This is a genomic window from Desulfotomaculum sp. 1211_IL3151 (assembly GCF_036763075.1).
Classification (GTDB): Bacteria; Bacillota; Desulfotomaculia; order Desulfotomaculales; family Desulfotomaculaceae; genus Desulfotomaculum.
The window spans coordinates 43,888-55,794 of sequence record NZ_JBAIYV010000003.1; the positions used below are offsets into that span (position 1 = coordinate 43,888).

The 11,907-nt window shown below is 47.6% G+C and carries 13 protein-coding genes, 10 tRNA genes and 1 other annotated feature; of the genes, 14 read left to right on the forward strand and 9 right to left on the reverse strand.

Features of this window, described 5'->3' with window-relative positions:
* Positions 1-95: 95 nt before the first annotated feature.
* The 6 genes from V6C11_RS00345 to trpD all read right to left on the reverse strand — a co-directional run bounded on the left by V6C11_RS00345 (position 96) and on the right by trpD (position 5,168).
* Positions 96-575 carry a hypothetical protein gene (locus V6C11_RS00345; RefSeq protein WP_333529100.1) on the reverse strand — a complete coding sequence of 160 codons (480 nt, stop codon included), beginning with the start codon at positions 573-575 and terminating at the stop codon, positions 96-98.
* Positions 576-772: 197 nt separating this feature from the next.
* Complete coding sequence (gene trpA, locus V6C11_RS00350) at positions 773-1,552, reverse strand: tryptophan synthase subunit alpha (protein WP_333529101.1); 780 nt, start codon at positions 1,550-1,552, stop codon at positions 773-775.
* Complete coding sequence (gene trpB / locus V6C11_RS00355) at positions 1,545-2,729, reverse strand: tryptophan synthase subunit beta (RefSeq protein WP_333529128.1); 1,185 nt, start codon at positions 2,727-2,729, stop codon at positions 1,545-1,547. Before trpB ends, trpA begins: the two co-directional genes overlap by 8 nt.
* Before the next feature lie 11 nt (positions 2,730-2,740).
* Entirely contained in the window at positions 2,741-3,436 is a 696-nt protein-coding gene (locus V6C11_RS00360) for a phosphoribosylanthranilate isomerase (protein ID WP_333529102.1), read from the reverse strand.
* Positions 3,433-4,122, reverse strand: a complete 690-nt coding sequence (locus V6C11_RS00365; RefSeq protein ID WP_333529103.1) for an indole-3-glycerol-phosphate synthase — start codon at positions 4,120-4,122, stop codon at positions 3,433-3,435. The genes V6C11_RS00360 and V6C11_RS00365 overlap by 4 nt, the downstream gene beginning before the upstream one ends.
* Positions 4,119-5,168 (reverse strand): anthranilate phosphoribosyltransferase, encoded by a 1,050-nt coding sequence (gene trpD, locus V6C11_RS00370; RefSeq protein WP_333529104.1) that lies wholly within the window; start codon positions 5,166-5,168, stop codon positions 4,119-4,121. The genes V6C11_RS00365 and trpD overlap by 4 nt, the downstream gene beginning before the upstream one ends.
* 115 nt (positions 5,169-5,283) lie before the next feature.
* Positions 5,284-5,536 (reverse strand) — a binding site (T-box leader).
* 380 nt (positions 5,537-5,916) lie between these two features.
* Here trpD and V6C11_RS00375 point away from each other — a divergent pair.
* The 7 genes from V6C11_RS00375 (at position 5,917) to V6C11_RS00405 (ending at position 8,531) form a co-directional block, all read left to right on the forward strand.
* A complete protein-coding gene (locus V6C11_RS00375; protein WP_333529105.1) occupies positions 5,917-6,378 on the forward strand; it encodes a pyruvoyl-dependent arginine decarboxylase in 462 nt (153 codons plus the stop codon).
* A 21-nt stretch (positions 6,379-6,399) separates the two neighbouring features.
* A complete protein-coding gene (gene speE, locus V6C11_RS00380) occupies positions 6,400-7,233 on the forward strand; it encodes a polyamine aminopropyltransferase (RefSeq protein WP_333529106.1) in 834 nt (277 codons plus the stop codon).
* 13 nt (positions 7,234-7,246) lie between these two features.
* Complete coding sequence (speB, locus tag V6C11_RS00385) at positions 7,247-8,122, forward strand: agmatinase (protein ID WP_333529107.1); 876 nt, start codon at positions 7,247-7,249, stop codon at positions 8,120-8,122.
* 80 nt (positions 8,123-8,202) lie between these two features.
* A tRNA-Asp gene (locus tag V6C11_RS00390) sits at positions 8,203-8,279 on the forward strand.
* A 7-nt stretch (positions 8,280-8,286) separates the two neighbouring features.
* Positions 8,287-8,362: transfer RNA gene (locus tag V6C11_RS00395), tRNA-Phe, on the forward strand.
* A gap of 5 nt (positions 8,363-8,367) precedes the next feature.
* Positions 8,368-8,442: transfer RNA gene (locus V6C11_RS00400), tRNA-Gly, on the forward strand.
* A gap of 14 nt (positions 8,443-8,456) precedes the next feature.
* Positions 8,457-8,531, forward strand: a tRNA-Cys gene (locus tag V6C11_RS00405).
* An 82-nt stretch (positions 8,532-8,613) separates the two neighbouring features.
* Here the strand turns inward: V6C11_RS00405 and V6C11_RS00410 are convergent.
* On the reverse strand, positions 8,614-9,291 hold the full coding sequence (locus V6C11_RS00410) for a 4Fe-4S binding protein (protein ID WP_333529108.1): 678 nt from the start codon (positions 9,289-9,291) through the stop codon (positions 8,614-8,616).
* A gap of 202 nt (positions 9,292-9,493) precedes the next feature.
* On the opposite strand from V6C11_RS00410, the gene dut reads away from it, so the two are divergent.
* The 4 genes from dut (at position 9,494) to V6C11_RS00430 (ending at position 10,379) form a co-directional block, all read left to right on the forward strand.
* Positions 9,494-10,063, forward strand: a complete 570-nt coding sequence (dut, locus tag V6C11_RS00415) for a dUTP diphosphatase (protein WP_333529109.1) — start codon at positions 9,494-9,496, stop codon at positions 10,061-10,063.
* A gap of 71 nt (positions 10,064-10,134) precedes the next feature.
* A tRNA-Phe gene (locus V6C11_RS00420) sits at positions 10,135-10,210 on the forward strand.
* Between the two features lie 5 nt (positions 10,211-10,215).
* Positions 10,216-10,290 (forward strand) — tRNA-Gly (locus V6C11_RS00425).
* A gap of 14 nt (positions 10,291-10,304) precedes the next feature.
* A tRNA-Cys gene (locus tag V6C11_RS00430) sits at positions 10,305-10,379 on the forward strand.
* An 18-nt stretch (positions 10,380-10,397) separates the two neighbouring features.
* Here the strand turns inward: V6C11_RS00430 and V6C11_RS00435 are convergent.
* Together V6C11_RS00435 and V6C11_RS00440 are read right to left on the reverse strand one after the other, a co-directional pair.
* Positions 10,398-10,535: a hypothetical protein gene (locus V6C11_RS00435; RefSeq protein WP_333529110.1), complete on the reverse strand. Its 138-nt coding sequence runs from the start codon at positions 10,533-10,535 to the stop codon at positions 10,398-10,400.
* A 56-nt stretch (positions 10,536-10,591) separates the two neighbouring features.
* Positions 10,592-11,218, reverse strand: a complete 627-nt coding sequence (locus V6C11_RS00440) for a hypothetical protein (RefSeq protein WP_333529111.1) — start codon at positions 11,216-11,218, stop codon at positions 10,592-10,594.
* Positions 11,219-11,415: 197 nt separating this feature from the next.
* On the opposite strand from V6C11_RS00440, the gene V6C11_RS00445 reads away from it, so the two are divergent.
* The 3 genes from V6C11_RS00445 to V6C11_RS00455 all read left to right on the forward strand — a co-directional run bounded on the left by V6C11_RS00445 (position 11,416) and on the right by V6C11_RS00455 (position 11,730).
* Positions 11,416-11,490: transfer RNA gene (locus V6C11_RS00445), tRNA-Gly, on the forward strand.
* A gap of 10 nt (positions 11,491-11,500) precedes the next feature.
* Positions 11,501-11,577 (forward strand) — tRNA-Asp (locus tag V6C11_RS00450).
* A 64-nt stretch (positions 11,578-11,641) separates the two neighbouring features.
* Positions 11,642-11,730: transfer RNA gene (locus V6C11_RS00455), tRNA-Leu, on the forward strand.
* Positions 11,731-11,907 lie beyond the last annotated feature (177 nt).

The window sequence follows — 11,907 nt, forward strand, 5'->3', positions numbered from 1 at the left end:
AGGAATGGTTTTTGAGCGCTAAAGCGGAAGCTGACGGCTAAAAAAGGAGAGTGTCACTGCTACTAAAAAGTAGTGCGACACTCCCTGTGCTTGGTTTAATGGATTTCTACGTTTTCAGCACCGGCATTTCTTAAAGCCTCGGCAGCTTTTTCGGCTGTGCCATCAGCAGATTTAACGGTCACCAACATTTTGCCTTCGCGGATACGGTTTTCATATTCCCGACCCTTTTCAGCAGGAATGCCATAGTCGGCCAATCCACCGGCAATACCACCTGTGGCAGCACCGGATAAAATGGCGGCAATTGGGCCTGCAGCGACCAAAGGACCAAACCCAGGAATAGCTAAGGCACCGACGCCCAAGGCTAAACCAGCTAGACCACCTATGGTAGCACCACCAACTGCGCCATCCGCGACACCATCTCCACCGGTAAAGTTGGAGGTTCTGGGTCCTTCCTGCATCTTTTCATCATCCTTGGCCACCATCGAAATTTCCTTATCATAGCCATTGCGGCGCAATTCCTTGATGGCTCTTTCTGCTTGATCCTTGGAGGAGAAAAATCCGGTAATTGTCTTCATACAGTCTGCCCCCTTTGAAAATTATTTGCCTTTCCAAAATAGCATGCCCGGGGGGAACAAAACTCATGCCTAGAAAATATAATAGGCCCTGTATATAATTTATTGCTTTGGAAAAAAACGAACACCAGTCATTTTTTCATGTATAGTTGAAAGATTATCCTATCCACTCACCATAAGATAGCAAGAATCCGGTTGGTTTATTCTTGCACGACCATAGCCGCTTTCATCTTTTGCACATATTCCCGTAAAAACAGCCCGGCCTCTTCCTTGTGAGAGGCAATGATATTGACCAGTGCGCTGCCCACAATCACGCCATCAGCATATTGGACAACCGCACGCGCTTGCTCGGGGGTGCTGATTCCAAAGCCTACGGCCACTGGTACGGGGGTCTTTTTTTTGATGCTTTGAACCAATTGGGCGATCGTGTCGTCCAGATTGCTGCGCACGCCTGTGACCCCCATGGAAGAAACAGTGTAGATAAAGCCCTGCGCATGCTGTACAATTTGACTGATTCTGTCTTTGGACGTCGGGGCAACCATGGAAATAAGCGCGATGCCATAGCGGTTTGAAATATCCTCCACGTCCTGCCGCTCTTCATAAGGTAAGTCTGGGATGATGATACCGTCCAAGCCACAGGCTTGGCAGCGGGCAAAGAAACGCTCATACCCATAATGAAACACCGGATTCAGATAGGTCATAAACAAAAGCGGTATTTGGGTTTTGAGACGCAGGGAGGCTACCATATCAAATAATTTGTCAACATTGGTCCCGTTTTGAAGCGCGCGCAGGCTGGCCGCTTGGATGGTGGGACCTTCCGCAATGGGATCTGAAAAGGGGATACCGATCTCAACGATATCGGCGCCACCCTCAATCATATCCAGAATGAATTCTTCTGTTTTTTCCACCGATGGATCACCCCCGGTGATAAAACCGATAAATGGCCGCCCAGCTCCGAATGCCTTGGTGATTCTATTCATTGATAGCCCTCCCTCTATACCGGGCGATCGCCGCCACGTCTTTATCACCTCGGCCCGACAGGCAGACAACAACACTGTCCTGCGGCGTGAATTCTTTTGCCATTTTTATCAGCTGAGCCACGGCATGGGCACTTTCTATGGCGCAAATAATACCCTCGGTTCTTGCCAGGTATTCAAAGGCGTGGACAGCCTCTTCATCGGTGACGGGCCGATATTCCGCGCGGCCGATGTCGTACAGGTGAGCATGCTCCGGACCGATGCCTGGGTAATCCAATCCCGCCGAGATAGAATACACCGGAGCGATCTGCCCAAACTCGTCCTGGCAGAAATATGACTTCATGCCGTGGAAAATCCCCATGCTGCCCTTCGCGATCGTGGCGGCATGTCGGTCCGTCTCAACGCCCTGGCCGGCTGCTTCACAGCCAATCAGTCGCACTGTTTCATCCTGCAGGAAGGAATAAAACAGGCCCATTGCGTTGCTGCCACCACCCACACAAGCCATCACAGCGGTGGGGAGCCGTCCGGTTTCCACCAGTATCTGTGCGCGTGCTTCTCTGCCAATGACGCTTTGGAAATCCCGCACCATCATGGGGAATGGGTGGGGTCCCATCACCGACCCCAGCACATACAGGGTATCATCCACACGACGGGTCCACTCCCGCATGGTTTCGTTTACAGCATCCTTCAGTGTCATGGTTCCGGTTGTGACTGGCGTTATGGTTGCGCCCAGCAGTTCCATGCGGTAAACATTCAGCAGTTGGCGTTCCACATCTTCCTTTCCCATGAAGATGGCACACTCAAGCCCAAGGAGCGCTGCCGCCGTTGCGGTCGCTACGCCATGCTGACCGGCTCCCGTTTCCGCAATCACCCGGGTTTTGCCCATGCGCTTTGCCAAAAGTACTTGTCCCAGCACGTTGTTGATTTTGTGGGAACCCGTATGGTTCAAATCCTCCCGCTTCAGGTAAATTTGAGGGCCGCCCAAATCCTGAGTCATCTTCTTAGCGTGGTACAAAAGAGAAGGCCTTCCGGCGTATTCGGATAACAGGGCGTTCAATTCCCGTCTGAAGTCAGCAGCTTCCATTGCTTGAGCATAAGCCTGTTCCAGCTGCAGCAGTTCGTTCATCAGCGTCTCAGGCACATACTGCCCACCATGTGTGCCGTAGCGACCTTTTTTCATGGATTGATCCATCATTTTCCACTCCTTTTCGGCAGTGATTTTGCCGCGTGCAGAAATGCGCGCACCTTTTCTTTTTCTTTCCGACCCGGCTCGCCTTCCACTCCACTCAGCACATCCACTGCGCTGGGCGGCAGATCAGCGGGAACCGTTGCATGCAGGTTTTGGGCGGTCAGGCCTCCCGCCAGCACCACTGGTAGGTTGCTTGCTGCAGCAACCGCACGATAGGTTTTCTGGTTTACAACAATACCGCTGCCGCCGGGCCTTTCTGCTGTACCGGAATCGACCAACAATGCGGCCACGCCAGCTTGAGCAATCAAGCGCACCGCTTCGGTCGGGTCTTCAATCTCAAACAGCAACCGCCCACTAGGCCCTACGCGAAGGGCTTTCATCACACGGATTTGCTCAGCCGCAAGTGATTTGGCAATGTAGGCGGTTTCTTCCAGTGTTTCTTCAAAATGCAATTGCACCAGTTGGGGCCTCACCCGCTTTGCCCTGGCAATAATATCGTCTGGTTTGCCGCCTGTGACCATACAGGCTGTTACGGTGGAGGGAATGGCATAACACAGGGACGCAGCGCGGTGAACGGTCAGGTTCCAGGGAACGGACACGGGGTATTCCACCACAAGGCCCAAAGCATGAACCCCAAGCTGCGAACACATGAAGATATCTTCTTCATTTGTCATCCCACAAATCTTAACCGGCATCATGGTATAGACACCTGCAATTGACTGTACTTGGCGCCGAGGTCTGTTGCTTGCAAAAGAGCGGTACCCACTAAAATGGCATCGGCCCCGGCTTGTAGGGCCAGGCGTGCATCCTCCTGGTCACGGATGGCACTTTCGCTCACAACCAAAGCAGGCTGTTTGACAAGGGCCGCCAGCATACTTGTGTTTTCAACTGTGCCATTGTCTTTTTCCAGGCGTAAAATATCCCGGTTGTTGATTCCCACCAGCTTTGGGCCTAGCAGGTTGACAATCCCCAGCTCTGCCGCAGTGTGAACCTCCACCAAGGCATCCAGCCCACAGGCTTTGCACTTGTCCAGCAGACTGACAAGGGTTTTCTCATCAAGCATTGACACGATAAGCAATGCCGCTGCGGCTCCAGCCTGTGCTGTTTCCTCGATATCCCTTGCCGTTTGGATGAAATCCTTGCGTAAAACAGGCAGTCCGGTGGCCACGGCCTGCTTCAGCAGCTCCAACGAGCCTCCAAAGTGCTGCGATTCTGTGACAACCGACAGCACAGGCGCGCCCGCGTTCTGCAGGGCTTCGGCAAGCTTGTGAAGCTCTCTGCCCGCGAACAGATCTCCTTCCTTGGGAGATCTTCGCTTCAGGTCGGGGATGACAGGCAAAAGACCCGCTTGCCTTCTTTTTTCTAAGGCGCTGGTAAACCTCATGGCAGTTCCCTTTCTTGTTTGTGTCTGGCGTAACGGTTGGAAGCTTCGGACAATTGGCGCAGTTTTTCCTGCGCCTTGCCGCTATCAATCAGATCAGCGGCCATGGCCAAGCCTTCGGCAATATTCTCGGCAAGTCCGCCGACATAAAGCGCGCCTGCTGCATTCAAAAGAACGGAATCACGGCGCGGCCCTTTGTCGATGCCGGAGAATACCTGTCGGATGGTGTTTGCATTTTCTGCGGGGGTGCCGGTTGCAATATCAGAAAGGGTACAACGGGTCAGGCCAAATTGCTCGGGTGTGATTTCATAACGAGATAGTTTGCCGTCCTTGAGTTCATGTACAAGCGTGGGGCCCAGCAGAGAAATTTCATCCAAACCATCGGTGCCGTGCACAAATAGCCCGTGCCGATAACCCAAGCTACGGGCCACCTGGCTGACTGTTTCTAGCAGCTCCGGCTTATATACTCCCATGAGATGCAGATTCGCTCCCGCCGGATTGATGAGCGGGCCAATAATCGTGTAGAAGATCGTTTTGATGCCAAGCTCTGTTTCGGGGGGGAGAACTTTACCCATCACAGGATGGAATAGAGGCGCGTACAAAAAGGCGATACCGATGTCTTCCATCATCTTGGAAGCGTCTGCGGGATCAAGGTCTATTGCCACATCCAGTGCTTCCAGTACATCCGCGCTGCCTGAAAGACTGGAAATAGAGCGGCTGCCGTGCTTGGCCACCGTGATGCCCGCTGAAGCGGCTACGATGGCTACGGCGGTGGATATATTGAATGTGGAAAGACCGCCGCCTGTGCCACATGTGTCCATGAGATCACCGGGTACATTGGGGGAAAGCTGTATGCAGTTGTCACGCATGGCTTGTGCAATCGCTGATATTTCTGCCAATGTGGGGCCCTTCATCATCAAGGCCACCTGGAAGCCCGCAATCTGCACCGGGCTGATTTTATCCTCGTTGATTGCCCGGATAAGTCCGGAAATTTCCTCATTTGTCAGTTCGATTTGATTTGTCAGCTTGTTCAATATATTTGCGATCATGGTTGTTCATCCTTTCAGAATATTTATGGGGTGATGATTCATACGAAGCACCCCCGCCATCGTATCAGTCCCAATCATATCCCTCCCTGCAATAAAAAAACGCCTTTGTCCCCTTGTAAGGGACAAAAGCGTATAGCTTGCTTCTGCGATACCACCCAAATTGGCGAAAATTCGCCCACTTGCTCCATGCACCAACATGCATGCTTCCTTGATAACGGATGAAGATTCCGTCGGCCATTACTCGTTCATCACTTTCTTGCCGTCCTCATGAGTCCATTCCCCTATTTCGATACTGCCGCGCTCTCACCACCGGCGGCTCTCTTTGAGTATGCTTGAAGTAAGGTACTCTTCTCAATCAAAGGTTTTGATATTTGGTTTGAGGCACATTATACGCCGATGATTTTAGGATGTCAATGATTTTCTAAAATAGAGGGGTTGATTATTTTTTCTATTTGTTCAAGCCATGATTTTTCCCTTGCCTATATCATCCTCCTTTGTTGTACCATTTCTACCATTCAATATTTGAAATTTGTATACTTTGCTTCATTCGTTGTCACGATCTAAGGCATAGATTAGCAAAAAACAAAAATTAAGAGACAATATAAAAAACTATCATAAATTCAAGGGCTACAAATATTAAATTGGTCAATTACAAAAAATAGTTTATTTTTAACTGCTCTTTGGTATAATATGTTTTGTTGTTAGGGAGAATGATGGAAAAGCAATAATAATGAAAGGGGAACGAAGGATGCTACAAACTCCTAAGAAATATTTTGTTACAGCAGCTTCTTCCGAGGGAAAAAGCAAGCTTACCGCATTTGACAATGCATTGCTTAAAGCACGTATCGGAAATGTTAACCTCTTAAGAGTATCTAGCATTCTACCTCCGGGATGTGAAGAAGACCCCGGCTTGGTATTGACCCCAGGTTCTCTAGTTCCAACAGCCTATGGCTACATCGTCAGTGATATCCCTGGTGATACCATTGCCGCCTGTGTGGGAGTGGGTATTAACTCCAGCGACTCCTTTGGAGTTATCATGGAGTTCTCGGGGAAATGTAGTAAAGAAGAGGCTGAAAGAAGTATCAATAGCATGTTACAAGAGGCATTTGAAACCCGTGGTTTGGAACTAAAGACAATTAAGATTGCTTCCGCAGAACATCAGGTTGATAAAATTGGTTGTGCCCTAGCAGCAGTTCCCCTTTGGTATTAGTATAAGGAGGTCTGTGAAGAAATGGAATTATGGTATACAGAGAGAGGGATTGTTCCCGGACTGGCTTTAGGTATTGAGGTAAGCAAGGTGTTACACGAAGAGCAAACAGAATTTCAGCACCTTGCAGTTGTTGATACGCCACTTTTAGGCCGCATGCTCTGGTTGGACAATATTATTATGACAAGCATTAATGACGAATTCGTATATCATGAAATGATTAGCCATGTGGCTTTAAATACCCATGCAAACCCTAGGAAAGTATTGGTCATCGGAGGCGGTGACGGTGGTGCTATCCGTGAAATCATTAAACATCCCAGTGTCGAAAAGGCAATATTGGTAGAGATAGACCGGCGGGTGGTGGAAGTATCTAAAGAATATTTGCCTGAAATTGCAGGTGCCTTGGATGATCCAAAGGTTGAAGTGCATTGTGTGGATGGCATTCAATATGTAAGGGATCACAAAAATGAATTTGATATCATTATTGTGGATTCCACCGATCCCATTGGACCTGCCGTAGGTTTGTTTGAAGGAAACTTCTATAAAGATTGTTATGAGGCCCTCAAGGAAGATGGTATCTTTGTAGCACAAACCGAGTCTCCCTATTATAATAAGGATTTAATTCCCAAGGTAAATAAAGATATTCGTTCCCTGTACCCCATTACGAATGTTTACCTGGCCCACGTACCCACCTACCCCAGTGGTAGCTGGACCTTCACTATGGGATCTAAAAAATATGATCCCAAGGCGGTGGATTTTAGTACAAAACCCAGCTATAAAACACGTTACTACAACCATGATATCCATCAGGCAGCCTTTGCCTTGCCTAACTTTGTCCAAGAATTAATCAATAAATAACGGGGGATTACCAATGTTTGATCTACTCGATCAATGCACTGGATTTATGGGTGCCACCCAGGACTACGAGAATTCTAACGTCGTTCTGGTGGGGGCACCAATGGATTTTACTGTCAGCTTTCGCCCGGGGACACGCCAGGGTCCCCGGGCCATTAGGCAGGTTTCTGTTGGGCTAGAAGAATACAGCGTGATGCTTGATCTTGACCTGGCTGATTATGCCTATTTTGATGCCGGTGATATTGCCCTGCCCTTTGGGCATGTATTGGAAAGCCTGGAGCGGATTGGCAAAGTTGTGGCCAAGATTATTGCTGATAACAAATTTCCTTTGGTGCTTGGCGGTGAGCATTTGATCAGCCTGCCGGTAATTATGGAAGTGGTTAAAAAGTACCCTGGTTTGAAGATTCTTCATTTTGATGCCCATGCAGATTTGCGTCAGGATTACATGGGACAGACCCTTTCCCATGCTTCCGTTATGCGGCGGGCGGTTGATTTAGTGGGGGGGCAGAATATCTACCAATTTGGTATTCGCTCCGGCACCAAGGAAGAATTTGACTATGCCAGGGGACATACCCGGATGTTTCCGGCAAAGGTACTGGAGCCATTGCAGCAAGTGTTACCGGAGCTGTTAGGACATCCGGTGTACCTATCACTGGATATTGATGTGGTTGATCCAGCCTATGCACCAGGAACGGGTACGGCAGAGCCAGGTGGCTGTACTTCAACAGAAATTTTGGAAGCCATTTATTTAATGAAGGAATTAAAGGTGGTTGGCATGGACTTGGTGGAGATTAGTCCGGTCTATGATCATTCTGAGAAAACAGCGTTGCTAGGAGCTAAGCTGGTACGGGAAGCTATCTTGGCTTTTGGAAGATCTAAAATAAAAGTATAGGGTAAGAAAAATAACATTTGACTTCTGGGGGTAGTTTTTGTATACTAATCAATGTCAGTGAGCGTGAGCTAAATGACTTTGGAGCTGTGGTGTAGTGGCCTAACATGCCTGCCTGTCACGCAGGAGAACGCGGGTTCGACTCCCGTCAGCTCCGCCACATAAATGCCTCGATAGCTCAGTTGGTAGAGCAGCGGACTGAAAATCCGCGTGTCGCTGGTTCGATTCCGGCTCGAGGCACCATCTATGCGGAAGTGGCTCAGTGGTAGAGCATCGCCTTGCCAAGGCGAGGGTCGCGGGTTCGAATCCCGTCTTCCGCTCCACTTATTTATAAGCTGGCGGCATAGCCAAGTGGTAAGGCAGAGGACTGCAAATCCTTTATCCCCCAGTTCGAATCTGGGTGCCGCCTCCAGTGAAAACTCCTGAGTTATAACTCAGGAGTTTTTTGTGTCCAAGGACTTTTATGCTTATAATGACACGACCCTTTTTATTGCTTAAGCGGGCCTTTTAACTTCCTTGATTGGCTGATCAAAGCTTAATACCTTACGATTGCAGGCAACTACACAGCTGCCGCACTTAATGCAATCTGGATCAGTCAGTCGACCATTTTCAGCTATATTCGGGACTAAGCCCATTGGGCAGGCTTTGGTGCATAAACCACAGTCGCTGCATTTTTCCCGATTAATAAATAACGGTTTCTTACCCTTTCCGAACCAACTAGCCAATGTACCCATCGGGCAAATATGGCACCAGCCCCTGGCGTGTACGGTTAGGCCCAATATTATGCCGACAGTAGTGGTTATGGTTAGTAGGCGAACAAAGGCCATACCCATACCATGTAAATCCCCCCAAGCAAAATAAAGCTGGGTTCCCAGAACGGTGAATATTAAACCTACCATGAAAGTACGCAGTTTGTTTGAACGTAACCATTTTGGAACGGGTTTTCCCTGATTGAATTTTTGAAAGAACACGTCGTAGAAGGCACCTCGTGGACACATCCAATCGCACCAAGAGCGGCCACTAAAGAAAGACAGACCCACTGCACCAACCATGCATAATAATAAAAGGAAACCAACGGGTGGAAAGACCCAACCAATACCAATTACTGCCGGCAAAACAATCCAAGTTATGGCCTGCTTGCGAATGCGTTTTAATAGCACAATATTTTTCAACGAATTTCCTCCTTCCTTGTTTTGAAATATCAAAGGGGTAATACTAATATACTTATATATTATTACGCAGTCAATATAATTGTGCGTAATTCAAGGGAGTTGTCAAATAAATGACAAAAAGTTTTTCCAAATAGAAGGGAAAGTTCATATGGAATGTCGAAGTGACAAATATCACAAATCCTGTTCTTAGGGGTGTTTATATATGTTAGAAACTTGCAAAAGATGCCGCTATGGAGTGGAGATTATTCGGGGAGACTATAAATGCGAAAAGCAAGAAATTAAAATACCGAGGGATGAAGCTTTGTACCCATTCAGACAATGTAGCTTATTTAGCTTTAAAAATTGCATTGTTAAAATTAAAAAGTTGCATGAAAATGCGGAAATGCCTAGGCGTGCTACGCCTGAAAGTGCTGGTTTCGACCTACACTCAATAGAGGATTTTACCATCTGCCCTGGAGAACATAAATCTGTGAGAACGGGTCTGGCCTTTGAATTGCCCCCGGCCTATGCCATGTTGGTTTATCCCCGCAGTGGAAATGCCAAGAAATATGGCATCACCCTAAGCAATGCTGTAGGTGTGGTGGATTCTGACTATCGTGGGGAGGTAATTGTGCTGCTTCATAACGCAGGACATTATGAGGTATCTTTCAAAGCAGGGGACCGCATCGCCCAAGCCATTATCCATGCCCTTCCCGACATTGAGATTATTGAATGCGAAGAATTAGGCGATACCGAGAGGGGAAAGGGTGGCTTTGGTAGCACTGGGCTATAATTCTTAAAAAAATTGGTAAAAACTATTGCGAAACATGTCATAGTATGATATATTTTATAAGCGTCAGCAGTGCCTCGATAGCTCAGTTGGTAGAGCAGCGGACTGAAAATCCGCGTGTCGCTGGTTCGATTCCGGCTCGAGGCACCATTTATGCGGAAGTGGCTCAGTGGTAGAGCATCGCCTTGCCAAGGCGAGGGTCGCGGGTTCGAATCCCGTCTTCCGCTCCATTTATTTATAAGCTGGCGGCATAGCCAAGTGGTAAGGCAGAGGACTGCAAATCCTTTATCCCCCAGTTCGAATCTGGGTGCCGCCTCCAATGAATAATTAAAGCCATCTACCAAGTAGATGGCTTTTTTGTGTGATCAAAGGAATAATTTTTAACGATGGCAGTATAGGCTTCCATGCCGTTAACGGCACCATCAAAGAGTGAAAATTGAATGTCATCCTGAGCGTCAGTGAAGGATGACAGCATTTTAATCGCCCGTAGGGCAAATGATTCCTCCTTTCCTGAAAGGTAATCGTTGATTATTAACGTTTTTTTCTTTTAGGTGGTCTGCTTTTATGTGTGGTAATTCTTGGTTGATTAAATACGTCTGCTAACTGTATGGTAGGTGCCGCAGCAACAACGGATTCGGTGATCTCTTCCAAAACCTTTGTAACAATTTTTTGTTCTTCGACATTTTCGACCATATCAATGGTGGAATTAATTACCGGTAGGGTGAGCCTGTTTTTCGGGGTTTTGGCTTTAATAAGGCTAATTGGAGCCTTTACAGGCTCTTCGGCTCCGGTTTTTTCAATGGACTCAGTTTTTTCCGGGGCGGAAAAATTGGCCAAAGTTAAACCGGAGATTTGCATATTCAGTGAAGAAGCCTGGGCCAGAGTTTCTTCCAAGGCTAACACTTCTTCAGGGGTTCCGCCAATACCCAGTGCCTTGATGGCGTCTTCTTTCATTAAACGCACCCATTCGGCTACGACCTCTAAGCCATCCTGTAACTCTTTGAAACTCTCTTGAATATGTTTACCAATTTGTTTTTCAAGTTCTTCTTGACGAATGGAAAGATTTAAGACATCGTTTCTTTCCGCTCGGGTTAATGAAGATAAGGGCTTGTCCAAACCCTTAACCCTATTGATAATTTGACGATATTCTTGAAACACTGAACAATACCCCCCACCATGATGTTTTATTAAATAATTCTCCGATTAAATGTAAAACCCTTCCAATTAATAGATAAAATAGTAAATAATTTCCATTGGGTAAACATAGGATTTAGTTTAGCAAATTACCCGCAACTTGGATATTGACTTGTCTACACTTCGTGTGCTATATTTATATTCGTCGATAAGACCTGCATGCGGAAGTGGCTCAGTGGTAGAGCATCGCCTTGCCAAGGCGAGGGTCGCGGGTTCGAATCCCGTCTTCCGCTCCACTTTAAATTTGGAGCTGTGGTGTAGTGGCCTAACATGCCTGCCTGTCACGCAGGAGAACGCGGGTTCGACTCCCGTCAGCTCCGCCAGATAATATCTCAAGGTATTGACAGAGGATCTCAAGATTGTTATACTAAAAAAGCTTAATAACATGCCCGGGTGGCGGAATAGGCAGACGCACAGGACTTAAAATCCTGCGAGGTTTACCCCTCGTGCCGGTTCGACCCCGGCTCCGGGCACCATAATCAAGGGACTAGGTACTTACCTAGTTCCTTTTTTCATTTATCGCACCGTCAATTGACGGTTATTTTGACGGTTTAAGGATACTATTTAATTTATTGGCATTTTCTTTATTCATATCCTCAAGGACATGTTGGTAGTCATTTATAGGAAGTTGTATAAGAACTCTCGACTTTCCC

Bases quoted from the DNA above. Each gene is read 5' to 3' on its own strand.
- dut (WP_333529109.1), top strand. From the start codon at position 9,494: ATGTTAGAAACTTGCAAAAGATGCCGCTATGGAGTGGAGATTATTCGG.
- V6C11_RS00375 (WP_333529105.1), top strand. From the start codon at position 5,917: ATGCTACAAACTCCTAAGAAATATTTTGTTACAGCAGCTTCTTCCGAG.
- trpB (WP_333529128.1), bottom strand. From the start codon at position 2,729: ATGAAAAAAGGTCGCTACGGCACACATGGTGGGCAGTATGTGCCTGAG.
- trpA (WP_333529101.1), bottom strand. From the start codon at position 1,552: ATGAATAGAATCACCAAGGCATTCGGAGCTGGGCGGCCATTTATCGGT.
- V6C11_RS00435 (WP_333529110.1), bottom strand. From the start codon at position 10,535: ATGCTGTCATCCTTCACTGACGCTCAGGATGACATTCAATTTTCACTC.
- speB (WP_333529107.1), top strand. From the start codon at position 7,247: ATGTTTGATCTACTCGATCAATGCACTGGATTTATGGGTGCCACCCAG.
- V6C11_RS00345 (WP_333529100.1), bottom strand. From the start codon at position 575: ATGAAGACAATTACCGGATTTTTCTCCTCCAAGGATCAAGCAGAAAGA.
- V6C11_RS00360 (WP_333529102.1), bottom strand. From the start codon at position 3,436: ATGATGCCGGTTAAGATTTGTGGGATGACAAATGAAGAAGATATCTTC.
- speE (WP_333529106.1), top strand. From the start codon at position 6,400: ATGGAATTATGGTATACAGAGAGAGGGATTGTTCCCGGACTGGCTTTA.
- V6C11_RS00365 (WP_333529103.1), bottom strand. From the start codon at position 4,122: ATGAGGTTTACCAGCGCCTTAGAAAAAAGAAGGCAAGCGGGTCTTTTG.
- trpD (WP_333529104.1), bottom strand. From the start codon at position 5,168: ATGATCGCAAATATATTGAACAAGCTGACAAATCAAATCGAACTGACA.